The 26,216-nt window shown below is 60.4% G+C and carries 25 protein-coding genes; 21 read left to right on the top strand and 4 right to left on the bottom strand.

From position 1 onward, the window contains the following. Positions 1-70 precede the first annotated feature (70 nt). Positions 71-982 carry a LysR family transcriptional regulator gene (locus N1078_RS04020; protein ID WP_274086911.1) on the bottom strand — a complete coding sequence of 304 codons (912 nt, stop codon included), beginning with the start codon at positions 980-982 and terminating at the stop codon, positions 71-73. Positions 983-1,146: 164 nt separating this feature from the next. On the opposite strand from N1078_RS04020, the gene N1078_RS04015 reads away from it, so the two are divergent. The 15 genes from N1078_RS04015 (at position 1,147) to N1078_RS03945 (ending at position 17,610) form a co-directional block, all read left to right on the top strand. Continuing rightward, entirely contained in the window at positions 1,147-1,941 is a 795-nt protein-coding gene (locus N1078_RS04015) for a hypothetical protein (protein ID WP_274086910.1), read from the top strand. Positions 1,942-2,226: 285 nt separating this feature from the next. Continuing rightward, complete coding sequence (locus tag N1078_RS04010; protein ID WP_274086909.1) at positions 2,227-3,861, top strand: methyl-accepting chemotaxis protein; 1,635 nt, start codon at positions 2,227-2,229, stop codon at positions 3,859-3,861. Between the two features lie 2 nt (positions 3,862-3,863). Continuing rightward, positions 3,864-4,367 (top strand): chemotaxis protein CheW, encoded by a 504-nt coding sequence (locus tag N1078_RS04005; RefSeq protein WP_274086908.1) that lies wholly within the window; start codon positions 3,864-3,866, stop codon positions 4,365-4,367. Further along, positions 4,364-5,605, top strand: coding sequence for a CheR family methyltransferase (locus N1078_RS04000; protein WP_274086907.1), 1,242 nt, complete (start codon positions 4,364-4,366; stop codon positions 5,603-5,605). Before N1078_RS04005 ends, N1078_RS04000 begins: the two co-directional genes overlap by 4 nt. Beyond that, positions 5,595-6,263 (top strand): chemotaxis protein CheW, encoded by a 669-nt coding sequence (locus N1078_RS03995; protein WP_274086906.1) that lies wholly within the window; start codon positions 5,595-5,597, stop codon positions 6,261-6,263. Before N1078_RS04000 ends, N1078_RS03995 begins: the two co-directional genes overlap by 11 nt. Further along, positions 6,260-8,512 (top strand): hybrid sensor histidine kinase/response regulator, encoded by a 2,253-nt coding sequence (locus N1078_RS03990; protein ID WP_274086905.1) that lies wholly within the window; start codon positions 6,260-6,262, stop codon positions 8,510-8,512. Before N1078_RS03995 ends, N1078_RS03990 begins: the two co-directional genes overlap by 4 nt. Continuing rightward, a complete protein-coding gene (locus N1078_RS03985) occupies positions 8,509-9,513 on the top strand; it encodes a chemotaxis response regulator protein-glutamate methylesterase (protein ID WP_274086904.1) in 1,005 nt (334 codons plus the stop codon). Before N1078_RS03990 ends, N1078_RS03985 begins: the two co-directional genes overlap by 4 nt. Before the next feature lie 77 nt (positions 9,514-9,590). Beyond that, positions 9,591-10,613, top strand: a complete 1,023-nt coding sequence (locus tag N1078_RS03980) for a diguanylate cyclase domain-containing protein (RefSeq protein WP_274086903.1) — start codon at positions 9,591-9,593, stop codon at positions 10,611-10,613. A 211-nt stretch (positions 10,614-10,824) separates the two neighbouring features. Beyond that, positions 10,825-11,920, top strand: a protein-coding gene (gene prfB, locus N1078_RS03975; protein WP_274086902.1) for a peptide chain release factor 2 whose coding sequence is annotated in 2 segments (ribosomal slippage) — positions 10,825-10,896 and positions 10,898-11,920 — 1,095 coding nt in all. Because the reading frame shifts where the segments join, the coding sequence is not laid out codon by codon here. A gap of 102 nt (positions 11,921-12,022) precedes the next feature. Beyond that, positions 12,023-13,540 carry a lysine--tRNA ligase gene (lysS, locus tag N1078_RS03970; RefSeq protein WP_274086901.1) on the top strand — a complete coding sequence of 506 codons (1,518 nt, stop codon included), beginning with the start codon at positions 12,023-12,025 and terminating at the stop codon, positions 13,538-13,540. A 112-nt stretch (positions 13,541-13,652) separates the two neighbouring features. Further along, entirely contained in the window at positions 13,653-14,366 is a 714-nt protein-coding gene (locus N1078_RS03965; protein ID WP_274086900.1) for a TetR/AcrR family transcriptional regulator, read from the top strand. Positions 14,367-14,396: 30 nt separating this feature from the next. After that, positions 14,397-14,948, top strand: a complete 552-nt coding sequence (locus N1078_RS03960; RefSeq protein WP_274086899.1) for a hypothetical protein — start codon at positions 14,397-14,399, stop codon at positions 14,946-14,948. A gap of 92 nt (positions 14,949-15,040) precedes the next feature. Further along, positions 15,041-16,336, top strand: coding sequence for a flavohemoglobin expression-modulating QEGLA motif protein (locus tag N1078_RS03955; protein ID WP_274086898.1), 1,296 nt, complete (start codon positions 15,041-15,043; stop codon positions 16,334-16,336). A 128-nt stretch (positions 16,337-16,464) separates the two neighbouring features. Beyond that, positions 16,465-17,211 carry a TIGR00266 family protein gene (locus N1078_RS03950; protein ID WP_274086897.1) on the top strand — a complete coding sequence of 249 codons (747 nt, stop codon included), beginning with the start codon at positions 16,465-16,467 and terminating at the stop codon, positions 17,209-17,211. Positions 17,212-17,304: 93 nt separating this feature from the next. After that, complete coding sequence (locus tag N1078_RS03945) at positions 17,305-17,610, top strand: hypothetical protein (protein ID WP_274086896.1); 306 nt, start codon at positions 17,305-17,307, stop codon at positions 17,608-17,610. 3 nt (positions 17,611-17,613) lie between these two features. Here N1078_RS03945 and N1078_RS03940 read toward each other — a convergent pair whose 3' ends face one another. Continuing rightward, positions 17,614-17,955 (bottom strand): pilin assembly protein, encoded by a 342-nt coding sequence (locus tag N1078_RS03940; protein ID WP_274086895.1) that lies wholly within the window; start codon positions 17,953-17,955, stop codon positions 17,614-17,616. A gap of 156 nt (positions 17,956-18,111) precedes the next feature. On the opposite strand from N1078_RS03940, the gene ppc reads away from it, so the two are divergent. The 5 genes from ppc to N1078_RS03915 all read left to right on the top strand — a co-directional run bounded on the left by ppc (position 18,112) and on the right by N1078_RS03915 (position 23,865). Next, on the top strand, positions 18,112-20,748 hold the full coding sequence (ppc, locus tag N1078_RS03935; RefSeq protein ID WP_274086894.1) for a phosphoenolpyruvate carboxylase: 2,637 nt from the start codon (positions 18,112-18,114) through the stop codon (positions 20,746-20,748). A gap of 245 nt (positions 20,749-20,993) precedes the next feature. Then, on the top strand, positions 20,994-21,641 hold the full coding sequence (gene adk / locus N1078_RS03930; protein WP_274086893.1) for an adenylate kinase: 648 nt from the start codon (positions 20,994-20,996) through the stop codon (positions 21,639-21,641). Positions 21,642-21,837: 196 nt separating this feature from the next. Next, the gene (gene tsaB / locus N1078_RS03925) at positions 21,838-22,518 is read left to right on the top strand and encodes a tRNA (adenosine(37)-N6)-threonylcarbamoyltransferase complex dimerization subunit type 1 TsaB (RefSeq protein WP_274086892.1); all 681 of its coding nucleotides are present in this window, start codon (positions 21,838-21,840) and stop codon (positions 22,516-22,518) included. Positions 22,519-22,661: 143 nt separating this feature from the next. Then, a complete protein-coding gene (locus N1078_RS03920) occupies positions 22,662-23,003 on the top strand; it encodes a hypothetical protein (protein WP_274086891.1) in 342 nt (113 codons plus the stop codon). A 1-nt stretch (position 23,004) separates the two neighbouring features. Continuing rightward, complete coding sequence (locus N1078_RS03915; RefSeq protein WP_274086890.1) at positions 23,005-23,865, top strand: DUF72 domain-containing protein; 861 nt, start codon at positions 23,005-23,007, stop codon at positions 23,863-23,865. A 28-nt stretch (positions 23,866-23,893) separates the two neighbouring features. Here N1078_RS03915 and N1078_RS03910 read toward each other — a convergent pair whose 3' ends face one another. Beyond that, the gene (locus N1078_RS03910) at positions 23,894-24,658 is read right to left on the bottom strand and encodes a hypothetical protein (RefSeq protein ID WP_274086889.1); all 765 of its coding nucleotides are present in this window, start codon (positions 24,656-24,658) and stop codon (positions 23,894-23,896) included. Between the two features lie 106 nt (positions 24,659-24,764). Between N1078_RS03910 and N1078_RS03905 the strand changes: the two genes are divergently transcribed. After that, the gene (locus N1078_RS03905; protein ID WP_274086888.1) at positions 24,765-25,553 is read left to right on the top strand and encodes a class I SAM-dependent methyltransferase; all 789 of its coding nucleotides are present in this window, start codon (positions 24,765-24,767) and stop codon (positions 25,551-25,553) included. Positions 25,554-25,577: 24 nt separating this feature from the next. Here N1078_RS03905 and N1078_RS03900 read toward each other — a convergent pair whose 3' ends face one another. Continuing rightward, the gene (locus N1078_RS03900; protein WP_274086887.1) at positions 25,578-26,216 is read right to left on the bottom strand and encodes a TetR/AcrR family transcriptional regulator; all 639 of its coding nucleotides are present in this window, start codon (positions 26,214-26,216) and stop codon (positions 25,578-25,580) included.

The following is a 26,216-nucleotide window of genomic DNA, read 5'->3' as shown; positions in this document are numbered from 1 at the left end:
CCATATGCAGCTGAGACTAGAGTCCGGTACAGGGGGGCGACAAATTCTTAATATTGAAAGCAGCGTTCGATTAAATCGAAACCTTGCGGCCGTGTGGTTGTTCGCGTGCCACGGAGAGAAACGGGTCAACTAACGCGGGCCGCGCGGTGCCTCGGCGCCAAGCCAGGCCAACGTCCATTGGCTCGCTCAGGTCGGCCAGCGGCAAGGCTTCGATAATGTCGCCTTCCAGTGACCAGGGGCGGTAGGTCATGTCTGGCTGAATCGACAGGCCAAGGCCCGCCGCCACCAGGCTGCGCACCGCTTCCACTGAGGCGGTGCGCAGGGTGACGTTCGGCGTCATGCCGGCGCGGCTCCACAGGCGTTGGGTATGCAGCCCCATTTCATCGGCGTTGAGCTGAATCAGCGGTTCGCTGGCCACATCCGCCAGGCTGATGCTGTCGCGCTCCAGTAACGGATGGCGCGCCGGCAGCCATAGTCGATGCGGCGAGTGGGTCAGTACCTCTGTCTGCAGCGCGTGGCGGTCCTCGAGGTTGGAGAGGATCAGTACGCCAACATCGATCTCGCCGCTGACCAACAGGTGCTCGATATACGGACGCTCGTCCTCGACCACGCGGGTTTGCACGTTGGGAAAGGCGCGCTGAAAACGGGTGATCAGGTCGGCCAGGTAGTACCCGGCCACCAGGCTGGTTACGCCAATGGTCAGGCTGCCCGCAACCTGATCGGTACTCTGTTGCAAGCTGCGCTTGGCGTTGTCCACGGTGGCCAGAATCAAGTGCGCCTGGCGTAGGAATTGGTGGCCCTGGTGGGTCAGACTCATGCCTTTGGCGTGGCGATTGAACAGGCTGACGCCTATTTCTTCCTCCAGCTGCTGGATCGCTAAGGTCAGGGTCGATTGTGAAATGAACACCGCCTGGGCGGCGGCGGAGATCGAGCCGGTCTCGGCGACGGCAATGAAATGGCGGATCTGGCGTAGGGTCATCATGCGGCGGTAGCTCGCGGCGAGAGATGTGTCAGGGTTTGTGATTTATCGAACGAAGGCTGGTGTGTTCTTTTATAACGAATGCGTGTGGTTGCCTAGGGGAGTGTTGGCCGTGTTGAGGCCACGTCCCTATACTCGGCGCCCTTCATGTTGTGGATGAGTAATCAATGCGTCGCTTGTATAAGGCCTGCCTGCTTTTGCTGGGGTTGCTGGGTGTCAGTCAGTTATTGCAGGCTGCTCCTGATGTAGCGCTGACGCAGGTACAGCTGGCGCAGGTGCAGGTGTTTCGCGCCGGTACGGATCTGTTTGTGCATCGTGGTGAAGGTGGCTATGCCGAGCTGGCAACTAAGGTGCAGGTTGATCTGGATAAATTGCGTGCGAGCGTGGAGACCTTGCAGGCGCAGCCCTTAACCGACTCCGCGCGTTTGGCGATGGCGCAACTGCAGCCGCCGCTGGCCGCCTTTATTACGCTGATTGAGCAAACGCTGGCTTATAACCCCGGCGAACCAGACCTGCCGTGGGCGTTCAACTTCCAATACAGCAAGGCCCAGCGTGAGTTGCTGGTCGCACTTGAAACGCTTGAGCTACAGCTGCTCAAAGGCCTGGCGCAGCCACTGCAGCCGGCGGATCTGCTTTTGCAAAGCCTGCCGGCCAAGGTGCAATACCTGGCGGCGCGCTACACGGCGCGGGCCTATGTCGGTGGTATCGAGACCTTGCCTGAGCAACAGGCGCATTACCTGAATCAGGATATCGATGTGCTGGCCAAGCAGGTCGATGGCGAACTCACCAGCCTTGCCCCTGAACTGACGCAGGCGCAGCAGCAGCGATTACAGCGAGCGCTGACGCGCTGGACGTTTATCTACGCGCGTCTGGTTGGCTACAGCGACAATCTGGTGCCGTTGGTGGTCGAGCGGCATGCAGCCGAGCTGGCTGACCAGTTGCTGCGTCTGCGGGCTCAATAATTATCCGCCAGGGGTAGGTTGCCCGTACGGAGGTCACGGCGCTGGCGAGGGCTTGAGCCTGGTGCACGCGACAAATATCAAGGCGGGCAGCAGCGACGCCGACCCTTTGCTCTGGCGGTGGCGTGGCTCAGTTGTTTGCAGGGCGTGGGCTGAGAGTCGGTGCCTTTGTCTTTCCTGCTGTTTCAAGGCTTGCCGCTGGCTAGGGCAATCTCTAGAGTCTTTGCATCTATTTAACCGCGGTCAGCCTGTGGCTGGCCGGGTGCGTTTAACCGAGTGGGGAATATTGTGAAGAACTTGACTGTCCGGCAACGCATCATCGCGAGCTTTTCTGTGGTGGTCGTGATCCTTCTGCTGCTATCTGCCACCGCCTATTACCGCTTGGCGACAGTCGAGCAGGCCGCGATCAAGGTGAGTACATCGGCTGCGCCGGGTATGCAGTTGGTCGGCTTGGCGCGGCTGGCCTGGGCTGATCATCTGCTGGAAAGCCAGCGCCTGCTGATCGTTAGCCAGGAGGGCGCGGCCGGTCTGAGCCTGAGTGCCACCGAGCGTAAAACCTTCGAAGAGCTGTTGCAGCGCCTGGAGACAACCTGGGCGGATTACCAGAACACCATCAGCAGTGAGGCGGAACGTGTTGAAGCGCAGCGTTTCGTGCTCAAGCGTGATCAGTACCTGACGCTGCACGCTCAATTTCTTGAGTTGATTGCCGCCGGGCGTGCCGAGGAGGCTTCGCAGTTGGGCCGTGAGCAGCTGTTGCCGGCCTGGACGGAGGCCCGCGCGGTATTGAGCCAATTGTTCGAATTGAACCGGCAATTTGCTGAACAGGCGGTGCAGCAGATTGTGACTGAGGTTGGCTCAACCAAATTGAGCCTGGTGCTGGCCATTCTGATTGTTCTGGGCGTGGCTATTCTCAGTTCAGTGAGTCTGCAGCGGGCGATTAGCTTGCCCATCATTGCCGTGGTGGAGACCTTCAAGAAGCTTGGTTCCGGTGACCTTTCGGCGCGTTTGGATATGGGCCGGCGGGATGAGTTCAATGCCATCGAGGAAGGCTTCAACAGCATGGCTGATGAGCTCAAGACCCTGGTGGCCCAAGCGCAGCGCTCGGCGGTGCAGATGACCACGTCCATCACCGAGATTGCGGCTACGTCCAGGCAGCAGCAAGCCACGGCCACTGAAACGGCCGCCACCACCACGGAAATCGGCGCCACCTCGCGGGAGATTGCCGCAACGTCGCGCGACCTGGTGCGCACCATGAGTGAGGTGTCCGGTACCGCTGAACACACCTCGGTGCTGGCCGGTTCGGGTCAGTTAGGTCTGGCCCGCATGGAAGATGTAATGCGCCATGTGGTGGGGGCTGCGGAGGTGGTGAATGCCAAGCTGGCGATCCTTAACGAGAAGGCCGGCAACATCAATCATGTGGTGACCACCATCGTCAAAGTGGCGGATCAGACCAATCTGCTGTCCCTGAACGCCGCGATTGAGGCCGAGAAAGCAGGCGAATACGGCCGTGGCTTTGCCGTGGTGGCCACCCAGGTGCGTCGCCTGGCCGATCAGACGGCAGTCGCTACCTATGACATTGAACAAATGGTGCGCGAGATCCAGTCAGCGGTGTCGGCCGGTGTTATGGGCATGGACAAGTTCTCCGAAGAGGTGCGCCGAGGGAATAGCGAAATGGCCCAGGTTGGTGATCAGCTGACGCAGATCATTCATCAGGTGCAGGCGTTGGCGCCGCGGGTGCAGATGGTTGACGAGGGCATGCAGGCCCAGGCGACGGGGGCCGAGCAGATCAATCAGGCGCTGGTGCAGTTGAGCGAAGCCAGCGGCCAGACGGTGGATTCGCTGCGCCAGGCCGGTGCTGCGATTGATGAGCTGAACCAGGTAGCCGGTAGCCTGCGTAGCGGCGTCAGCCGATTCAAGGTCTGAATATGCCGAGCCCGAATGCTGGTCAGGCGTCTTCTGCGCGTGAGGCGGGCGAGCTTTATCTGTTGTTCAGCCTGGATCAGGACCGCTATGCGCTCAATGTGCACGAGGTGGTTGAGGTGTTGCCCTTGCGTCGTCTGAAGGCTTTTCCGCAGGCACCTACCTGGGTTGCGGGTGGCTTTGAATACCGTGGCGCGTTGGTCCCGGTAATCGATCTGCTGGTGCGTGCCTGTGGGCGGCCTGCCGCTGCATTGGCCAGTACCCGGTTGGTGCTGGTGCATTACCGTCCAGCCAATCGTGTGCTGGGGCTGGTTCTGGAGAAAGCCACCGATACCCTACGCCTGGCGGATAGTGCTTTCCGTGACGCCGGCCTGAGTGCCGGTGAGGCGCACTATCTGGGCGCCGTGCAGGCGTCTGCGCAGGGGCTGGTGCAGCGCATCGAGGTCGCAGGGCTGCTGCCGGACGATGTCTGTGCGTTGCTGTTCCCTAGTGGCGGCGCGGCATCATGATTGCTCAGGTGGAGCACCTGCTGAAGCGGCTGATCGGCCTGGAGGCTGAGTCGGTTGGGCGGCTGGTGATCGAGCGTGCGATTCGTCAGCGCATGCAGGCGCAGGGTATTTCTGCGCAGGCCGATTATTGGCAGCACGTGAATGGCTCAACGACCGAGCAACAGGCGCTGGTTGAGGCTGTGGTCGTGCCGGAAACCTGGTTTTTCCGCTACCCAGAGTCGTTTGTCGCATTGGTAGAACTGGCGCTCAAGCGCAAGGCGGCACTGTGTGGCAGCCGCCCGTTGCGCCTGCTCAGCCTGCCGTGCTCCAGTGGCGAGGAACCTTACTCGATTGTCATGGCGCTGCTGGATGCCGGCTTCGCCCCCGCTTCTTTTCAGGTCGAAGCGCTGGATGTCAGTGCCCGGGTACTGGAGCTGGCGCGACTGGGCCACTATAGTCGCAACTCGTTTCGTGGTCAGAATTTGAGTTTTTGCGAGCGTTATTTCGACGCCACTGACAGCGGTTTTCAGTTGCAGGCGCGCGTGCGCGACAGGGTCAAACTGCGCTGTGGCAACTTGATGGATAGCCATGTGCTGGGCGGCGAAGCGCCTTTTGACTTTATCTTCTGCCGCAACCTGCTGATTTATTTTGATCGCCCTACGCAGCATGCGGTGCTCGATGGCTTGCAGCGCTTACTGGGCGACGGCGGCACCTTCTTCGTCGGCCCTGCGGAGGCCAGCTTGCTCACCCAGCGCGGGATGCAGGCGTTGAAAACGCCGCTGACCTTTGCTTTCCAGCGTGCGCTGGCGGCACCTGCATTCAAGGCAACGGCGCAATGGGTCGCGCCAGCCCCCGTTCGCCCGGTACGGCCTTCACCGGCTTCGCGTGTGCGTGCTGAGCGGCCTGTGGTGCCTGCTGCGCCGCTCGATGAGGCGGCCAGTGCGTTGGCCCGAATTGTAGCGCTGGCCGATGCCGGTCACAGTGCCGAGGCCCTTCAGGGCTGTGAGCGTTATCTGCTTGAGCATGGCCCCAGCGCCGATGCGTTTTACTGGATGGGCTTGCTCAATGACATGGCCGGCCAGGGCGATGTTGCCCAAGGTTACTACCGTAAAGCGCTTTACCTTGAACCCGAACATGTTGAGAGCCTGGTGCACTTGGCGGCGCTGTTGGCGGCGCGCGGTGACCATAGCGGTGCCAAGCGGTTGCAACAGCGGGTCAACCGAGCGAGCCCTTCTGGAGTGAAGCGCGATGATCGATAACCTGATACCGACGCAGAGCGCCGCACGTATCGATGATTGCTGGAACCGCATTGGGGTTCGGGGCGATAAAAGCTGTGAGCGCTTGGTTGAGCACGTGCACTGCCGCAACTGTGAGGTCCACGCCGCCGCCGCGATCCAACTGCTTGAGCGCTATGCGGCCATGCAAGACGATGTTGAGCTGGTGGTCGATGAGCCGCTCGTCGAGCATTGTTCGCTGCTGTTGTTCCGGGTGGCCGAGGAGTGGCTGGCGATCGCCACGCGTAGTTTGGTCGAAGTGGTGGCGCAGCTGCCGGTTCATTCATTACCCCATCAGCGCTCACGCAGCCTGCTGGGGGTGGCCAATGTGCGCGGTACGCTGGTGGCCTGCCTGTCGCTGGCTGAGCTATTGGGCATCCCTGCGGGTACTTCTCAGGCTTCTGGTCAGCGCGTTATTGCCCGTATGCTGATCCTGACCGGGCAGGGCGGGCCCGTGGTGGTGCCGGTGGATGAAGTCGAGGGGATTCATGCGATTGCGCGACATACGGTGCAGCCGGCCGTGCGCGATGGCGGGCTGGCGGTCAGTCAGTTTTCCAGCGGGGTGTTTCAGTGGCAGGGGCGCAGTATTACCCAGCTTGACGATGAGTTGCTGCGTCAGGCCATGAGCAGGAGTTTCGCATGACGCCCGGTCAGATGAGGGATGCTTCGCTGCTGGAACTCTACCGCATGGAGGCGGATGCCCAAGCGCAGGTGCTGGATGCCGGTTTGCTGATACTGGAGCGTGAGCCTAATCATGCCGGGCAACTGGAAGCCTGCATGCGTGCAGCGCATTCGCTTAAGGGTGCGGCGCGAATCGTTGGCTTGGATGACGGCGTTAAAGTGGCTCACGCCATGGAAGACTTGCTGGTGGCTGCCCAGGAGGGGCTGTTGCGGTTGCTGCCCGAGCAGATTGACGGGCTGTTGCAGGGCACCGACTTATTGCGCCGGGTCGGCGCACAGGATGCGGCTGATGCCCCCTCGGCCGAGCGGATTGAGCAACTGGTGGCCTTACTCGAACGTCAGCTGGCGACGGCCGTGCCGGCTCTGGGGCGTGGCACTGCAGCAGAGCCGGTTTTGCCGCAAACCACCCTGGCTCCGCAGGTGGCGGCGCAAGAACCTGCAGAAGAGTTGCCTGATGAGGGGCGTGGGCGGGTTTTACGGGTTTCGGCCGAGCGCCTCGATCACTTGTTGGACATGTCGGGTAAAGCCCTGGTCGAGTTTCAGCGGATCCAACCGCTGACTGACTCTTTGCAACGGCTTAAGCGCCAGCAAACAGCGGTTCGGCGCGCTCTGGACGGGTTGCGCGATTTAACCTTGAACAGTTCGCTAGAGCCGCAGGCGCAGGCACTGCTCGATGAGTCCCGGGCGCAGTTGGCCGAGTGTCAGCAATTACTGCAGACGCATTTCGAGGCTTTTGATGAATTTTCCTGGGAGGGTGGCCTGCGCAGCCGCTCACTCTACGACGCCGCACTGTCCTCACGCATGCGCCCGCTGGCCGATGTGCTGGTCGGGCGTGCGCGGATGGTGCGTGACCTTGGGCGCTCGCTGGGTAAGCAGGTGCGCCTGGACATTGAAGGGGACGCCACGCAAGTTGATCGCGATGTACTTGAACGACTCGATGCGCCCTTAACCCACCTGCTGCGTAACGCCCTTGACCATGGCATCGAGCTCCCCGAGCTGCGCGTACGCAAGGGTAAAGCCGAGGAAGGGCGACTGCTGCTGCGGGCCCGTCACCGTGCCGGCATGCTGGTGCTGGAGCTTAGTGATGACGGTGCCGGTGTCGATGTAGAGCACCTGCGTGAGGTGGTCGTCACGCGTAAATTCGCCAGTGCCGAGACCGCCGCCAGGCTGAGTGAGGACGAGCTACTGGCGTTTCTGTTCTTGCCGGGGTTCAGTCTGCGTGAGCAGGTCAGTGAAATGTCTGGCCGAGGTGTGGGGCTGGACGCGGTGCAGCACGCGTTGCGTCAACTGCGTGGCAGCGTACGCCTTGAGGCTCGCCGTGGTGAGGGCAGTACCTTCATCCTGCAGGTGCCGCTGGCGCTGTCCGTGGTGCGCAGTCTGGTGGTGGACATTGCTGGTGAAGCCTATGCCTTCCCCTTGGCGCACATCGAACACATGCTGCGGGTGAGCGTCGAGGATGTCGTGCAGCTAGAGGGGCGTCAGCACTTCTGGCACGGTGATCGGCATGTCAGCCTGATCGCGGCCAGCCAGTTATTGCAACGCCCGGAAGGACGCTGCGAAGAGGTGGGGATTGCGCTGGTGCTGATCCGTGAGCGTGACAACCTTTACGGCATTGCCGTGGATCGTTTTATTGGCGAGCGCACCCTTGTAGTCATGCCGCTCGACGCGCGGCTGGGTAAGGTTCGCGACGTGTCGGCGGGTGCCTTGCTGGATGACGGCACGCCGGTGCTAATTCTCGACGTTGAAGACTTATTCAGCTCAATTGGCAAACTCCTGGGCAGTGGCCATCTGGAGCGAGTTGATCGGCGCAGCCAGGGTGTTCAGGAAGCCGCTCGCAAACGTGTACTGGTGGTCGATGACTCACTGACGGTGCGCGAGCTTGAGCGCAAGCTGTTGCTCAGTCGAGGCTACGAAGTGGCGGTTGCCGTGGACGGCATGGATGGTTGGAATGCGCTGCGCGACGAGCACTTTGATTTGTTGATTACCGATATCGACATGCCGCGCATGGACGGTATCGAGCTGGTGACCTTGCTGCGTCGCGATAGCCGCCTGCGCACGTTGCCAGTGATGGTGGTGTCTTATAAGGATCGTGAGGAGGATCGTCGCCGCGGGTTGGATGCCGGCGCGGATTACTACCTGGCCAAAGCCAGCTTTCATGATGAGGCGCTACTGGATGCGGTGCAGGTACTGATAGGTGAGGCACAGGGATGAGAATCGGAATAGTCAACGATATGCCGCTGGCCGTGGAGGCGTTGCGTCGCGCGCTGGCGCGGGCGCCGGAGCATCAGGTGGCCTGGGTGGCGGGCAGTGGTGCAGAGGCTGTGCAGCGCTGTCGTGACGACACCCCGGACTTGCTGTTGATGGACTTATTGATGCCTGAAATGGATGGCGTTGAAGCAACCCGGCAGATCATGGCCGAGACGCCCTGCGCCATCTTGATCGTCACCTCAGATGTCGAGCGTCATGTCAGCCGGGTGTTCGAGGCTATGGGCTATGGCGCGCTGGATGTGGTGGCCACGCCCGTGTTGGGTGAAGCCGCGTTGCCGGATGCCGCCATGCTGCTGCGCAAGATCCACAACCTGGGCTTGCTCTTGGGGCAAAAAAATGTCCGTAAAGCCGCGCCGTCAGCCCCACGTGAGAGCAGCAGTTGTCGTCAGCGCTTGGTGGTTATTGGTGCGTCGGCTGGTGGGCCGGCGTCCTTGGTTGAGTTGCTCAAGCAACTGCCCGCCGGGTTTCCCGCTGCCATCGTGCTGGTGCAGCATGTGGACGAGACCTTCGCTGCCGGTATGGCGCAATGGCTGGCCAGTGAGTCGCCGCTGCCGGTCCGTTTAGCCCGCGCAGGCGACGTGCCGCAGCCTGGGACGGTGTTGTTGGCGGGCAGTAATGATCATCTGGTCTTGCAGCGTAATGGCGAGTTGACCTACAGCGCCGAGCCCAGCGCACATATTTATCGGCCGTCGATCGATGTGTTTTTTGACAGTGTGGTCGCCAACTGGCAGGGCGACTCCGTCGGTGTATTGCTCACTGGTATGGGCCGCGATGGTGCCCAGGGGCTGCTGAATATGCGCCAGCGCGGGTTTCTGACGATTGCGCAGGATCAGGCCAGTTGTGCGGTGTATGGCATGCCCAAAGCGGCTGCGCAGCTTGATGCTGCATCGGAAATATTACCGCTGACCGAGATTGGTCGGCGTCTTGTGGCGCTGTTTGATTAACGGCTGGAGTCGCTTAAGTGTTGTTGGCTGTTGCAGGGTCTATAACGATAGAGGGCATCGAGCCCGGAGAATGTGGTATGCAGGATTTTACTCAGTTTAACGGTGCTCAGGAGGACGCGCCGGTATCGACTCCATTGATGGTCTTACTGGTTGATGATCAGGCGATGATTGGTGAGGCTGTACGTAGAGCGTTAGCGAATGAGGCGAATATTGCATTCCATTTTTGTTCGGATCCTTTGCTGGCCGTCAGTTTGGCGGAGCAGATAAAACCGACGGTTATCTTGCAAGATCTGGTCATGCCGGGGGTTGATGGCCTCGAATTGCTGGCCCATTACCGTGGCCGCCGGGCGCTGCAGGATGTACCGATTATCGTGCTGTCGACCAAGGAAGACCCCAAAATCAAGAGCCTGGCATTTTCTCGCGGGGCCAATGATTACCTGGTCAAACTGCCTGACGTGATTGAGTTGGTGGCGCGCATTCGCTACCACTCACGCTCTTACTTAGCCTTGCAGCAGCGTGATGAGGCCTTCCGTGCGTTGCGTGAAAGCCAGCAGCAATTGCTCGAGGCCAATCTGGTGCTGCAGCGCTTGATGAGGTCTGACGGCTTGACCGGCCTGGCCAACCGTCGGCATTTTGATGACTGCCTGAGCAGTGAGTGGTCACGTGCCTTGCGCGAGCAAAGCGAGGTGTCGCTGCTGATGATCGATGTCGACTACTTCAAAGCCTTTAATGATCGCTTTGGTCATGTGGAAGGGGATGAAGCCTTGCGTAAAGTCGCGACCTGCATGAGTGAAATGTGCAGCCGCTCCTCAGACTTGGCGGCGCGTTATGGCGGGGAAGAATTCGCTATGATCCTGCCGGGCACCTCGCGTGGCGGCGCACGCTTGCTGGCTGAGAAGGTCCGCCTCTGTGTGCAGGCCTTGGCGATTCCCCATGAGCAGCCCGGCCAAGACTCGATTGTCAGCATCAGCCTGGGCGTTGCCACGCTCACCCCGCAGACGGGCATGGCCGCGACCGATCTGGTCGAGTTAGCCGACCGCGGCTTGTACCTGGCCAAGCAGAACGGGCGTAACCAAGTCGGCGTAGCCGAGCGAGATTGAGCCATAACGCGCAGGGGCGGCGTGATGGCCAGCCTCCCCACCGTGTTACACGCAGGCTGCAAGCCGGCTATTGACTGCGCTATACTCGCCGGCTTTTCTAAAACTTCGGGGCCACGGTCAGGTCGCCGCGTCCGCTGAGCAGCCGTGATGCTTGCTCGTCGGGCCGCACTAGGCCGCTGTACACCTCAATCGCCTGCGAGTGCTGAACGCCATGGAAATTAACCCGATCCTCAACAGCATCAAAGACTTGTCCGAGCGCACCCAAACCATTCGGGGGTATCTTTGACTACGATCACAAACATGATCGCCTGGTCGAAGTAAACCGCGAGCTCGAAGACCCTAATGTCTGGAATAACCCTGAGTACGCGCAGAATCTAGGCCGCGAGCGTGCCTCGCTGGCATTGATCGTCGACACCTTGGATGATCTCAATAGCAGCCTGGCTGATTCGCGCGACCTGCTGGAAATGGCCGCTGAAGAAGACGACCAAACGGCCGCCGATGATGTCGCGGCCGAAGTCGAGCGCCTGCGCGATATCCTCGAAAAGCTTGAGTTCCGCCGCATGTTCAGTGGCGAGATGGACGCTAACAACGCGTATTTGGATATCCAGGCCGGTTCCGGCGGTACTGAGGCTCAGGACTGGGCCAACATGCTGCTGCGCATGTACCTGCGCTGGGCCGACAAGCGCGGTTTTGAAGCCATCATCATGGAACTGTCTGCCGGCGAAGTCGCCGGGATCAAAGGTGCGACCCTGCATATCAAGGGCGAGTACGCCTATGGTTGGCTGCGCACCGAGATTGGCGTGCACCGCTTGGTACGCAAGAGTCCATTTGACTCGGGTAACCGCCGCCACACCTCGTTTACCGCAGTGTTTGTCTCGCCGGAAATCGATGACAACATTGAAATCGATATCAACCCGGCGGATCTGCGCACCGACACCTACCGCTCCTCGGGCGCGGGCGGTCAGCACGTTAACACCACTGACTCGGCGGTGCGTATCACCCACGTACCGACCAATACCGTGGTCAGCTGCCAGAACGAGCGCTCCCAGCACGCCAACCGTGACACGGCGATGAAAATGCTGCGGGCTAAGCTCTACGAGCTGGAGATGCAGAAACGCCGCGAAGCCTCCCAGGCGCTGGAAGACACCAAGTCGGATATCGGCTGGGGTCATCAGATTCGCTCCTATGTGCTCGATGCTTCGCGGATCAAAGATCTGCGCACCAACGTCGAGCGCAGCGACTGCGACAAAGTGCTCGACGGCGATATCGACGAATACCTGGTGGCGAGCCTGAAACAAGGGCTCTAACCGCCGAGAGAAGGTTTTAGGCCGGTTGGGTGGTGTTATGCGCCGCCCAACCATCCGCCGGGCCCGTGCCCAAGCAACGATTTACAGGACAGACAACCGACCATGAGCGACCAACAACTCGACCCCCAAGGCCTTTCTCACGAAGACCAGCAACAGGAAGAAAACAAGCTGATTGCCTTGCGCAAAGAAAAGCTTGCTGCCATCCGTGCGCAGGGCAACGCATTCCCGAATGACTTCCGCCGCGAGAACTACTGCGCCGACCTGCAGAAACAGTACGCCGAGAAGACCAAGGAAGAGCTGGCCGAGGCTGCCATTCCGGTCAAGGTTGCCGGACGCATCATGCTCAACCGTGGCTCCTTTATGGTGCTCCAGGACATGACCGGGCGTATTCAGGTCTACGTCAACCGTAAGACCCTGTCCGAAGAAACCCTGGCCGCAGTGAAAACCTGGGACATGGGCGACATCATTGCGGCTGTGGGCACCCTGGCCCGTTCTGGCAAGGGCGACCTGTACGTGGAAATGACGGAAGTGCGCCTGCTGACCAAGTCACTGCGCCCGCTGCCGGATAAGCACCACGGCCTGACTGACACCGAACAGCGCTATCGCCAGCGCTATGTTGACCTGATCGTCAACGAAGACGTGCGCCAGACCTTCCGCGTGCGTTCGCAAGTGATTGCGCACATCCGCAGCTTCCTGATGCAGCGCGACTTCCTCGAAGTCGAAACGCCGATGCTGCAGACCATCCCTGGTGGCGCCGCGGCCAAGCCGTTTGAGACGCACCACAATGCGCTGGACATGGAAATGTTCCTGCGTATTGCGCCTGAGCTGTACCTCAAGCGTCTGGTGGTCGGTGGTTTTGAGAAGGTCTTCGAGATCAACCGCAACTTCCGTAACGAAGGCGTCTCGACCCGGCACAACCCTGAGTTCACCATGTTGGAGTTCTACCAGGCTTACGCCGACTACGAAGACAACATGGACCTGACTGAAGAGTTGTTCCGCGAACTGGCGCAACTGGTCCTCGGCAGCACCGACGTGCCCTACGGTGACAAGGTGTTCCACTTCGGTGAGCCGTTTGTGCGCCTGTCGGTGTTCGACTCGATTCTCAAGTACAACCCCGAGCTGACTGCCGCCGACCTCAACGACATCGACAAGGCCCGTGAGATTGCTAAAAAAGCCGGCGCCAAGGTGCTGGGTTTTGAAGGCCTGGGCAAACTGCAGGTGATGATTTTTGAAGAGCTGGTCGAGCACAAGCTGGAGCAGCCGCACTTTATTACCCAGTACCCGTTTGAAGTCTCGCCGCTGGCCCGTCGCAACGACGACAACCCGAACGTCACCGACCGTTTCGAGCTGTTTATCGGCGGCCGTGAAATCGCCAACGCCTACTCCGAGCTTAATGACGCCGAAGACCAGGCCGAGCGCTTTATGGCGCAGGTGGCGGACAAGGACGCCGGCGACGATGAAGCGATGCATTACGATGCCGACTTCGTCCGCGCTCTGGAATACGGCATGCCACCAACCGCGGGTGAAGGTATCGGGATCGACCGCCTGGTGATGTTGTTGACCAACTCACCGTCGATTCGCGACGTGATCCTCTTCCCGCATATGCGTCCGCAAGCCTGATGTAGAAAAAGCCGCCCACGGGCGGCTTTTTATTGTCTGCCAGTGGACTATCTTTGCGATTAGCTGACTAAGTTAAACGTCGCTTTGAATCACCGACAGAGGATTGCCCGTTGTGACAGCTAACCCCGCCCAAGAAAGCGCCACGCTGGTGGCCAGCGCCGTCGCTGAGAACGTCCAATACCAAGGGCGTAAAGCCAGTCGTCAGGGCAGTGAACAGCGCCGCCAGGCCATTCTCGATGCCGCCATGCGCATTATCGTGCGTGACGGCGTGCGCGCTGTGCGTCACCGCGCGGTGGCCGCCGAGGCTGGGGTGCCGCTGTCCGCGACCACCTATTACTTCAAAGACATCAATGACCTGATCAGCGATACCTTTACCCAGTTTGTCGAGCGCAGCGCGGCGCATATGGGGCGGTTTTGGCAGAGTACCGAAGGTTTGTTGCGTGAGCAGGTTAGCCGTCTGGATGGCAGTGCCGAGGCGCGTCGGCGGCTGGCTAATGAAATCGCCCGCCTGGCTGTGGAATATGTGCGTCAACAACTGCTCACGCGCCGCGAACACCTGCTGGCCGAGCAGGCTTTTCAGCAGGAGGCCTTGCTCAACCCGCGCTTGCACGGGCTGATGCGCGCCCACCGGCGGATTTTGCTTCAGGGCGTGACGCATTTCTTCGAGGTGCTGGGCTCAGAGCAGGCGGAGCAGGATGCCAAGCTGTTGACGGCGATTATCGTCCGCATGGAATATCAGGGCCTGCTCGAGGGTGCCGAGCATCTAGACAGTGAAGAGATGTTGGCCATGCTTAAGCGTTATATGCATTTGGTGTTGGGCCTCTAATCCGGCCAATCCGTTCACAAGGAGAGTTCAATGATCGTCTGGCGCGCGCTGCTTGCCGTGTCCTTCCTGTTACTGGGTGGGTGCCTGGTGACCTTTAAAGACCCCATCCCTGCCCATGAGGCCGCGCCAATACCGTTGCTTGGCGAGTGGTCGCGCAAGAATGAGTGGGGCGAGCTGCAGTATTTGCAGATCACCCGTGCCGGCTCCAATGTTTACAAAGCGCGGACCTATGTCGACAGCCTTGATAACCTTGAAAGCGCTGAGGAATATGGCTTTACCGTGGCTCATCACGGGCGGCGTTGGTACCTGTCGGCAGGGCTGCCGAAAAGTATGGGGGCGAATTTCGCCATCGCCGGTTTTGAGCTGACCAGCGACAACGAACTGGTGATCTACAACCTCGATGTGGACCGCATTCTTCAGGAAGTGGAACAGGGCGTGTTGCAGGGCGAGGTGGTGGAGGCCGCTGAAAGCGACGGTGTGCTCATCAGCAGCCCGTTGGAGCAGGTATTCGGCTACCTCGATGACCAGGCTAACTCGGATGTATTTATCGAAGTCGCGCGCTATCAGCGTGCAGGTGATTAGCGTCGTGCCATAAGTAATCGGTCGCTGCCACAGAGGCTGGCAGTGCTCGGCATCACATGGTTGAAGTGACATTAGTGGGTAATAGGGAGCGCATGAACAGTCATACCGGATTGGACGATTATCAGTTGATTGTGCGCGCACTGTCCGACCGTTTGGTCGAGGCGCAAACGCCAATTCGAGTGCTGGACGCGGTGAAGTGGGACGACTCGATTCGCAGTGAATTTCTCAAGCACCAGGGCAAAAAGCTGCCCGTCGTCGACCGTGCTTATTACGCGAGTCGGCCGCTGCCCTTTGATGCGGCGGCGAAGAAGCTGGAGTTTCAGAATATCGAGCGCGACATCACTCGCCAGCTCGGTCAGTTCAATCCGGTGGGCAAGATCATGCGGCGCATGTGCCGCGAGTACCGCATGGTTATCCGCATGCTGGAAGCGCGCGGGACCGAAGATTTTGGCCTGATCAGCCAGGAACTCTACGGCGCCGCCTCGGACGCCTTTCATGCCGGCGATCCAACCCTGGCCGATCTTGGTCTGATGTTTTCCGACTTTCTCAACAACATCGACAAGCGCGGCGACCTTAAGGACGAGGCCAAAACGCTGACCGCCAAAGAGGCTGTCAGCCTGCTGCAACAGCGCCTCAACAAGGTGTTTGGCGAGGCCGAAGATACCATTCGGGTCTTCGAGTCTGACGGCATTCTTGCTGATGCGGCGGCGGGTGCGGACTACATCAAGATCCGCGCCGATGCGATGTTCAACGAGCGCGACGTTAAAGCCCTGGAAGTGCACGAGGGTCTGGTGCATGTGGCGACCACCCTGAATGGCCTGAGCCAGCCGGTGTGCACTTTTTTGGCGAAAGGCCCTCCCTCCTCGACGGTGACTCAGGAAGGCCTGGCGATTCTCATGGAGGTGATTGCCTTTGCCTCTTACCCCACCCGTTTACGCAAACTGACCAACCGCACCCGCGCCATTCATATGGCCGAAGAGGGCGCGGACTTTCTGCAGGTTTTCGACTTTTACCGCGAGCAGGGTTTCAGTCAGGAAGAGAGCTACAGCAATGCCAGTCGGGTGTTTCGTGGTTCAACGCCAACAGGGCTGCCGTTCACCAAGGACCTGTCCTACCTGAAGGGCTTTATCATGGTTTACAACTACATCCAGTTGGCCGTGCGTAAAGGTAAGTTGGAGCAGATTCCGCTGCTGTTTTGCGGCAAAACCACGCTGGAGGACATGCGCTCGTTGCGTCAGTTGGTCGATGAAGGGCTGGTCGTCGCGCCCAAATACCTGCCGCCGCAGTTCAGCGACCTCAACTCGCTGTCGGCCTGGATGTGTTTCTCCAACTTCCTCAATCACCTGAGTCTCGATCGGATCGAAGCCGACTACGCCAACATTCTCTAGGCGCTACTGCACTCGGTTATGCGGCGTTGCGCCTGACCCTTCGCTCGTGAAGCTCCTAGCCCTCTAATAGACGATCCGTAGCCCGGATGAAATCCGGGTTGCTCTTCTCGCACTAACAGGAGCGACACATGCCCAGCCACCAACTCGACTACGAAATCCTCGGTGCCTCCGCGCAGAGTGTGGAGATCATTCTTGATCCCGGTGAAGCGGTAATCGCCGAAGCCGGTGTGATGAATTACATGACCGACGGCGTGCGCTTCGAAACCCGCATGGGTGACGGCTCAACCAGCGGTGTGCTGGGCACATTGTGGGGTATGGGCAAGCGCATGCTGACGGGCGAGTCGCTGTTTATGACGCACTTTTCCAATGCTGGTAAAGCGCCCGCGCGGGTGGCGTTTGCCGCGCCGTATCCAGGCACCGTGGTGCCGATCCAGTTGGCCGAGCATGGCGGCACGCTGATCTGCCAGAAGGATGCCTTTCTCTGTGCGGCCTACGGTACGGCGGTTGGCATCAGCTTTAACAAACGCCTGGGGGCCGGTTTCTTTGGTGGTGAGGGGTTTATTCTGCAGAAGCTTGAAGGCGACGGCCTGGCTTTTGTCCACGCCGGTGGCACGGTGATCCGCAAGCAGCTGAACAACGAGACGTTACGCCTGGACACTGGTTGCCTGGTGGCCTTTACCGCCGGTATCGATTACGACATCGCCCTGGCCGGTGGGCTGAAAAGCATGCTGTTTGGTGGCGAGGGTATCCTCTTGGCCACTCTCAAAGGCACGGGAACGGTGTGGGTACAGAGCCTGCCGTTCTCGCGGTTAGCCGAGCGTATTTATGAAGCGACCTTCAAGGCCCGCGAGGAAGTCCGGGCGGGCGGCAAGTAATGCGGCAATCTGGGGCTTTGCAGGCGGTTGGCTTTGTTGCAAGCTGCGCCGCCTGATGCATTGCCCGCCTAATTGTTAATCCGAGAGCCTGTTATGAGTGAAGTCAATCCCATCCCGCTGATCCTTACCGCCATCGGCAGCATCTGCGCCACCGTGGCCGTACTCGGGTTTTACGGTTATTTGCACGTTGCCAAGCCGGAAGATGCGCTGCTGCTGTCTGAGTTCACCATGCTCAAGACCGTGCCGGGTGAGGACTATAAAGTCTCGCTCAAGCCTGCCAGCCAGGTCGCCCAGTGCATCGACGGCGTGCTGGTGATGTTTGACCTGGAGCAGAAAGGCCTGAGCGGCGTGCTGGTTGATCAGCGCAAGCAGGCGGTGCGTTGCACTGACGGCCAGTAACACCTAATCCGCAGGGTTTTTCTGTTCGCTAAGGCGCTGCAGATGGCGGCGTGACAAGGCGAGGAAGCGCGGCGTCAGGCCGATGTCTTCATACAGCGGGTCGCCCTGCTCGTCGGTGGCCACCACCTTGCTGCCCTTGACGTAGGGCAGGCTGGCCTCCAGTTCGTCCAGCGCTGCGCCGAGCAGTTCCCCGAGCAGCTCTTCGACGTGGTGTTTGGGGTACATCTCCTGCAGCGCCGCCAGGCGCGCAGCGGCTTCCAAGTCGAGATGGATTTGATAGGGGGTGGCGCTCAGGCGACCCTGGGCGTTTTCCTGCCAGTGCTGCACCAGCTCGCGAATCTTCATGATGGCCTCGTGTCCGTTCGGTGCCCGGAGTGTGTTGCCCAGGCTTGCCCTATTAAGACTAGTGCGTGCGCTGATAAGTGCGCTCAGGGCGTCGCGCACTTGTAAGAAGTTGGCGCGCTGGGCACTCTGCAAGGAGGATCAGCGGAGGCAATAGTCATGGCAGAAATCGATGCGCGTTTGCGCGAAGACGTCCATCAGCTCGGCGAACTGCTGGGTGACACCATCCGGGTGCAGCATGGGGCGGCTTTTCTCGACAAGATTGAACGTATCCGCAAGGGCGCTAAAGCCTCTCGTCGAGGCTCGAAGGACGGTGCGGAGCAACTCAGTGCAACCCTTAATCAGCTGGCGGATGACGAGTTGCTGCCGGTGGCGCGGGCGTTTAACCAGTTTCTCAATCTGGCCAATATTGCCGAGCAGTACCACCGCGTGCGCCGCCGTGCGCCGGGTGAAACGCAGCCCTTTGAAGACAATATTCTCGCCGAACTGCTGCAACGTCTGGCCAGCCATGGCCATAAGGGCGAGGCCCTGGCGCGCCAGTTTGGTCGGCTGGATATTGAGCTGGTACTGACCGCACACCCCACCGAAGTGGCGCGCCGTACGCTGATTCAGAAATACGACGCCATGGCCGAACAGCTGGCGGCCGGTGACCATAGCGACCTCTCGGCGGCCGAACGCGAGCAGGTCAAGCAACGTCTGCAGCGGCTGATTGCCGAGGCCTGGCACACCGAAGAAATCCGCCGCAGCCGGCCAAGTCCGGTGGATGAGGCCAAGTGGGGCTTCGCGGTGATTGAGCACTCGCTCTGGCATGCCATCCCCAATGTGCTGCGCAAGGCGGATCAGGTGCTGCACGGTGCGACTGGGTTGCACCTAGCGTTGGATGCAGCGCCTATTCGCTTTGCCTCCTGGATGGGCGGCGATCGCGATGGCAACCCCAATGTCACCGCCAGCGTGACCCGTGAGGTTTTACTGTTGTCGCGCTGGATGGCCGCCGATCTGTACCTGCGTGATATCGACCAACTGGCCGCTGAGCTGTCCATGCAGCAGGCCAGCCCGGCCTTGTTGGCGCAGGTGGGGGAGAGTGCCGAGCCCTATCGCAGCCTGCTCAAGCAGCTGCGCGAGCGTCTGCGGGCTACTCGCAGTTGGGCGCAGGCGGCCTTGCATGAAGATTTACCGGCACCCAGTGCCGTGCTGCATAGCAACCGCGAGCTGTTCGAGCCTCTACAGTGCTGTTACCAGTCTCTGCATGACTGTGGCATGGGTGTGATTGCCGATGGTCCGCTGCTCGATTGCCTGCGCCGCGCGGCCACCTTTGGCTTGTTTTTAGGGCGTTTGGACGTGCGTCAGGACGCCAGTCGCCACGCTGCCGCCCTGACTGAAATCACTGATTACCTGGGCTTGGGGCGATATGCCGAGTGGGATGAACAGGCGCGCCTAGAATTTCTGCAGCAAGAGCTGGATAACCGTCGGCCGCTGTTGCCGGGGCACTTCAAACCGAGTGGCGAAACCGCAGAGGTACTGGCCACCTGCCGCGAAGTGGCTCGCGCGCCTGCGGCTTCTCTGGGTTCCTACGTGATCTCCATGGCTGGCGCGGCCTCCGATGTGCTGGCGGTGCAACTGCTGCTTAAAGAGGCCGGGTTGCAGCGGCCGATGCGCGTGGTGCCACTGTTTGAAACCCTGGCCGATTTGGATAACGCCGGTCCGGTGATCAGCCGTCTGCTGGCCTTGCAAGGCTATCGCGCGCGTTTGCACGGGCCGCAGGAAGTGATGATTGGTTATTCCGATTCGGCCAAGGATGCAGGGACTACCGCTGCCGCCTGGGCGCAGTACCGTGCTCAGGAAACCCTGGTGCAGGTATGCCGCGAGCAGGACGTCGAGTTGCTGTTATTCCATGGCCGCGGAGGCACGGTGGGGCGCGGCGGCGGCCCGGCCCATGCGGCAATTCTGTCGCAACCACCGGGGTCGGTGGCGGGCCGTTTCCGCACCACCGAGCAGGGGGAAATGATTCGTTTCAAATTTGGCCTGCCGGATATCGCCGAGCAGAACCTCAACCTGTACCTGGCGGCGGTATTGGAAGCCACCTTGTTGCCGCCACCGAGCCCGGAGCCGGCGTGGCGCGAGCTGATGGATAGGCTGGCCAGCGATGGCGTCAGTGCGTACCGCGCAGTCGTGCGCGAGCACCCGCAATTCGTCGATTACTTTCGTCAGGCCACGCCGGAGCAGGAGCTCGGTCGTTTGCCCTTGGGCAGCCGTCCGGCCAAGCGCCGCGAGGGCGGGGTGGAAAGCCTGCGGGCGATTCCGTGGATTTTCGCCTGGACCCAGACGCGTCTGATGTTGCCTGCCTGGTTGGGCTGGGAGGCCGCTCTGGACAATGCGTTACAGCGCGGTGAAGGCGAGTTGCTGGGGCAGATGCGTGCGGGCTGGCCATTCTTCCGCACCCGTATCGATATGCTGGAGATGGTGCTGGCCAAAGCTGACGAATCTATCGCTCAGTTGTACGACGAGCGTTTAGTCGAGCCCGCCTTGCAACCTTTGGGCACACATTTGCGCGGCCTATTGTCGCAGGCGGTGGCCGCCGTACTGGGGCTTACGGGGCAGTCCCAGCTCTTGGCGCACAGCCCGGAAACCCTGGAGTCGATCAGCGTGCGTAATACCTATCTGGACCCGCTGCATCTGCTCCAGGCCGAGCTATTGGCTCGCGCGCGGCAGCGTGATAATCAGGCTGATAGCCCTCTGGAACAGGCATTATTGGTCAGCGTGGCGGGTATTGCAGCGGGTTTGCGTAACACCGGCTAGTGCATTCAGTGGGGCCAATTGAGGGTTCGGTGGCGTGCCTCTGGCGCGCTGCCGGCAGCGTTATCTGGCTGAGGCGGTCGCAGGCGTATCCGACTTTCGGCGGCTTGTGCGCTACCGGTGCGCTGTGTATCTTGAGCGGCCTTTTGGCACTCTGGCCCTTGTTGGCAGCGCGCCTGAACCATTCTGAGATTGGCCCCATGAGGCGAGTCCGACCGATTTCTACTTAAATTTTGAGGAGCACATCGATGCGCGTAATTTTGCTGGGTGCGCCCGGTGCTGGTAAAGGCACCCAAGCGGGTTTCATCACCAAGAAATTTGGTATTCCGCAAATTTCCACCGGTGACATGCTGCGTGCTGCGGTCAAGGCCGGCACTGAACTAGGTCTGGTTGCCAAGAGCGTAATGGACAGCGGTGGCCTGGTATCTGATGACCTAATCATCAATCTGGTCAAAGAGCGCATTGCTCAAGCCGACTGTGCCAATGGTTTCCTTTTTGATGGCTTCCCGCGCACCATTCCCCAGGCTGAAGCCTTGAAGGAAGCGGGCGTGGTTATCGACAACGTCCTCGAAATTGCTGTCGATGATGAAGAAATCGTCGGCCGTATTGCCGGTCGTCGCGTGCACCCCGCATCGGGTCGCGTTTACCACACTGAGCACAATCCACCGAAAGTTGCCGGTATTGACGACGAAACCGGTGACGAGCTGATCCAGCGCGAAGACGACAAGGAAGAAACCGTGCGTCATCGCTTGTCGATCTATCACTCGCAGACCAAGCCGTTGGTAGATTTCTACCAGAAGCTGGCCGCCGTTGACGGCACCCCGAAATACAGCGCGATTGCTGGCGTTGGTTCGGTCGACGAGATCACCGCGAAGGTACTCGCTGCACTCAGCTAAGTACGTGCCGTAATCAGACAACGCCCCGCTTTTGCGGGGCGTTTTCGTTTGTGGCTATCAAACCAGTGGGCATCTATGGCGGGGTGCAGGGCTGGATGGGCGAGTACCAGTCTGTCGTCTGGCAGGTCGAGGTGCTGGCAAAAAATACGCTAAACCGTTTTAATGCCCGCCCATTTGTTGACCTGCCTGAATCACGATGACCACTCTGCTGGCCCTGGATACTGCCACCGAAGCCTGCTCCGTTGCTTTACTGCATAACGGTGAGGTGCTCAGCCACTATGAAGTGATTCCGCGCATGCATGCCCAATCCTTGCTGCCGATGATCAAGCAGCTACTGGCTGATGCTGGCGTGTCACTGTCGGCGCTGGATGCGATTGCCTTTGGCCGCGGCCCGGGTGCGTTTACCGGCGTGCGGATTGCCGTTGGGGTGGTGCAGGGGTTGGCCTTCGCACTGGATCGCCCGGTATTGCCAGTGTCCAATCTGGCCGTGCTGGCCCAGCGCAGCCTGCGTGAGCATGGCGCACAGCAGGTCGCTGCGGCCATCGATGCACGTATGGATGAGGTTTACTGGGGCTGTTATCGCGCGGAACAGGGCGAGATGCGCTTGCTCGGCGTTGAGGCGGTATTGCCGCCAGAGCGTGCCTGCCTACCCGCTGATGTTTCGGGTGACTGGTTTGCCGCCGGCACGGGCTGGGGTACTTTTGCTGCGCGTATTCCGGTGGCAGTCAGCGGGCAGGACGCCAGCATGCTGCCGCATGCCGCCGACCTGCTTAGCCTGGCGCACTTTGCTTGGACGCGTGGTGAAGCGGTTATCGCCGACCTGGCGCAGCCGGTTTACCTGCGCGATAAGGTGGCCACGCCTAAGGCGCCGGTCTGAGCGGCCATAAAGTGAGGGCGTTGCTGCACCTGCCGTCACTTGCCTATGTACATTCACCGCGGCTAATTGCCAAACGCCCACGTGGAGGGCTAAATTGCCTTCACTCGTATCCATCGCTAGCTAGGCAGTCTGAGCAGTAATTAATGCGTATCGACGGTTTTACCTCCTCTTATTCGCCAGACCGCAGTTCCCGCCCGGGCTCTGCGGTTACGCCGTTTCGCGAAGCGCAGCGCGAAATCGAGGCGCGTCGTGAGCAGCCAGTATCACCGTCGAGCACTCAGGGTTTTGAGCAAGTTGCTCAGGCGCGTAAGGTTGAAGCGAGCAACTCCAGCAGCAATAACCTTCCAGCTCGCCTGCAAGACCAGCTCTATCAGCCCCCACTGAACAATCGCGCGGCCCAGGCTCTGGCCAGCTACAACGCAACCGCCAGTTTCGCCAGCGAGGCGGATGCCGAGCAGGTTATGGGGCTCGACCTCTACGCTTAATATGCTGCCTTACTACCTCGGTTGCCCGTCCTGGAGCGAACCCGCCTGGCGCGGTTCGTTGTACCCGGATGGCAGTCGCAGCGCTGACTTCTTGCCCTTGTATGCCCAGGTATTCAATGCGGTTGAAGGCAACACCACCTTTTATGCATCACCTTCTGTAGAAACAGTGGCTCGCTGGGCTGAACGGATGCCGGCACACCTGCGCTTTTGCGCCAAGTTGCCGCGTGAGATCAGCCATGCTGGCGATTTACGCGAACAGCTGAGTGCCACCGAGGATTTCCGCCGCTTGCTGGCGCCATTGGGTGAGCGGGTGGCGCCATTCTGGCTGCAGTTACCGGCGAGTTTTGGCCCGCAGCGTTTGGCAGAACTGGTCGGCTTTATTGAGCCCTGGCAGGGCGGGGAACTGGCTGTTGAGGTGCGTCATCCGGCCTTCTTTGCCAAAGGTGAAGAGGAGCGCAGCTTTAACCGCCTGCTGCATGAGCGTGGTATTGAACGTGTGTGTTTGGATTCGCGTGCGCTGTTCAGTTGTGTGTCCAGCGCGCCGGCTGTGCTGCATGCCCAAGCTAAAAAGCCGCGCCTGCCGCTGCGGCCTACCGCCTTCAGTCAGTCGCCCCAGCTGCGCTTTATTGGTCATCCTGAATTGTCGGCCAACGATCCGTTTATGGCGCCCTGGCTGGACAAGGTGGCCGACTGGATCAACGAAGGCCGCACCCCCTATGTCTTCTTGCACACCTCGGACAATCGCCTGGCCCCGCAGCTGGCTCAGCGTTTTCATCAGCAGTTGATGCTGCGCCTGCCGGGTTTACCGGCCTTGCCACAGGTGCAGGTCGAGGGCCAGGTCGAGCAGTTGGGGCTGATCTAGCAGGCCGCTAAAACAATCACTGGCGTACTTAACGTTGCGCCAACAACAGGTCGGCGGCCTGGCCACTGCGCCCGTCAGCGAATTCGAAACGTCCGAGCTGGGCGATTTCATCGTAGGCGCCGAGGGCGATCTTCACGTCGCGCGCTTGCAGGTCGATGGCGCTGACGCCTGCTTGGCTGAGCGATTGGCTGGATTGTCGGCCCTGACTATCAAAACGCAGCAGGCTCAGGCGTTCGAAAATCGCATCTTGGGCGTCGATGCGGCCGTCGCCGTTGTCATCGTATTTGCGCAGTTCGGCAAAGCCGTTAGCAGCGCCATTCTGGTCGCCAAACAGCTCGCGGCCATCGTCAATGCGGCCATTGCCATTGCGGTCGAGTGCCAGAAGCGCGTCATCACCTGTAGGCACGCTGATTTGTTCAAGTTGGCCATCGGCATCCAGGTCGAAGCTGACTGTGCGGCTCAGGCCGCTGGTGCTAAAGCCATTGCCGGCCAGGTCCAGGGCCAAGGGGTCGGTCCGCTGTGGCTCGGCATTGATGCTGACGTTCAATTCCAGCTCGCGCTGGCTGGCCAATGCCTGAAAATCACTGGCCTGGACCGTTACGCTCGGTGGCGCGTCGGGTGGTTCGGGCGAGCTCGGCGGTAGTTCATCGGCCACTTCGTCCTGCAGCAGGGTGCGCCGCAGAATCTGGTAATTCAGCGAGGCGCGCTTGCCATCCTCCAGCGTTTCGCTGATTGAGCTGGTGTTGGCGGCCGACGGTGCGGCGCTGCGTGGGGCAGAAATCACATCGAACATGGCGAACTCGGTACGGCTTGATGCTGCCGGGTCTGGCAAAATGCCGCTTAGGCATGTTGTCGGCCGCTGCGGCGGTCAATTGAGTGATTTTTGAGCACATTTTCTGATGAGTGATGAGCGGCTAATAGCCAGAATTCGTATGCAGGCCCTGGCGCCCCATTTGCAGGCCGCGGCCGAACAGTGGGCGCAGCGCCTGGGCTTGCCGCTGGAGGGCGACAGTGAGTTTGCCCTGCAGCTGGGCGACGGCGGCTTGCAACTGGTGGAGCTGGGGCCGCAGGCGCCAGGCCCGGTCAAGGTGGACTTTGTCGAGGGCGCGGTGGCGCACCGGCGATTATTCGGGGGTGGCAGTGGGCAGATGATTGCCAAGGCTGTCGGTGTGCAGGCCGGCGTGCGTCCGCGGGTGCTAGATGCCACGGCAGGCCTGGGGCGTGATGCCTTTGTGCTGGCCAGCTTAGGCTGTGAGATGACCTTGATCGAACGTCAGCCGTTGATCGCCGCGTTGCTGGAAGATGGCTTGGCGCGGGCGGCGTTGGACCGTGAGGTCGCGCCGATTGCCGCGCAGATGCGCCTCCTCAATGGTAATGCCATCGAGCTGATGCGTGCCTGGCAAGGCGAGCCGCCACAGGTGATCTACCTCGATCCGATGTTCCCGCACCGCGACAAGAGCGCGCTGGTGAAAAAGGAGATGCGCCTGTTCCGTCCCTTTGTCGGTGATGACCTGGATGCGCCAGCGTTGCTCGACGCAGCGCTGAACCTGGCCAGTCACCGGGTAGTGGTCAAACGCCCGCGCAAGGCGCCGTTGATTGAGGGGGCCAAGCCCGGTTATGCGCTAGAGGGTAAATCCAGCCGTTACGACATCTACCCGAAGAAGAAGCTGCAAGCTGCAAGCGAGTAAGCGGGTCGCCGTGCGCGCTTTTCGCTACTCGACGCGGAACGCGCGCAGGAAAACCCCGACCGCATCGCGCACATAGGCTTCGGCTTCGGCGCCTTGCAGGGCTTCGCCACAGCCGATCAGCAGGCGGAAGTTGGCGCCGCCCTTGATCAGGCAGAAGAACTGATCGGCTGCGCTCAGCGGGTCAGCCACCCGCAGCTTGCCGTTCTGGTCGGCCTGGCGCAGCAGCTCTGCCATGCCCTGCAGCACCCGCTGGGGGCCGGCCTCATAAAACATCTTTGAGAGTTTCGGATCTTGCGCGGCGCGGCTCACCATGACCCGGTGCAGCTCCAGCGACTCACGGCTGTTGATCAACTCACTAAAACCACGCGCGATGCTCAGCAGTAGCTGCTCCACGGGCACGTCATCGCTGAGTTCGAACAGCAGCGTTGGCAGTTGCTCCTCACATTTAGACTTCACCGCCTCGGCAAACAACTTCTCCTTATCGGTGAAGTGGCTGTACACCGTGAGCTTGGAAACGCCGGCTTCGGCGGCAATCGCATCCATGCTGCTGCCGTCATAGCCATTGCTGAGAAAGAGGGTCTTCGCCGCTTCCAGAATGGCTTTGCGTTTGGCCAGATCTTTCGGTCGGCCAGGGCCGCTATAGGGCAACATTTTGTTCGGCAT

This window comes from Pseudomonas sp. MIL19, from assembly GCF_028680365.1.
GTDB lineage: Bacteria > Pseudomonadota > Gammaproteobacteria > Pseudomonadales > Pseudomonadaceae > Aquipseudomonas > Aquipseudomonas spirodelae.
Note: the sequence above shows the minus strand (reverse complement) of the source record. Positions and strands in the feature narration are given on the sequence as shown.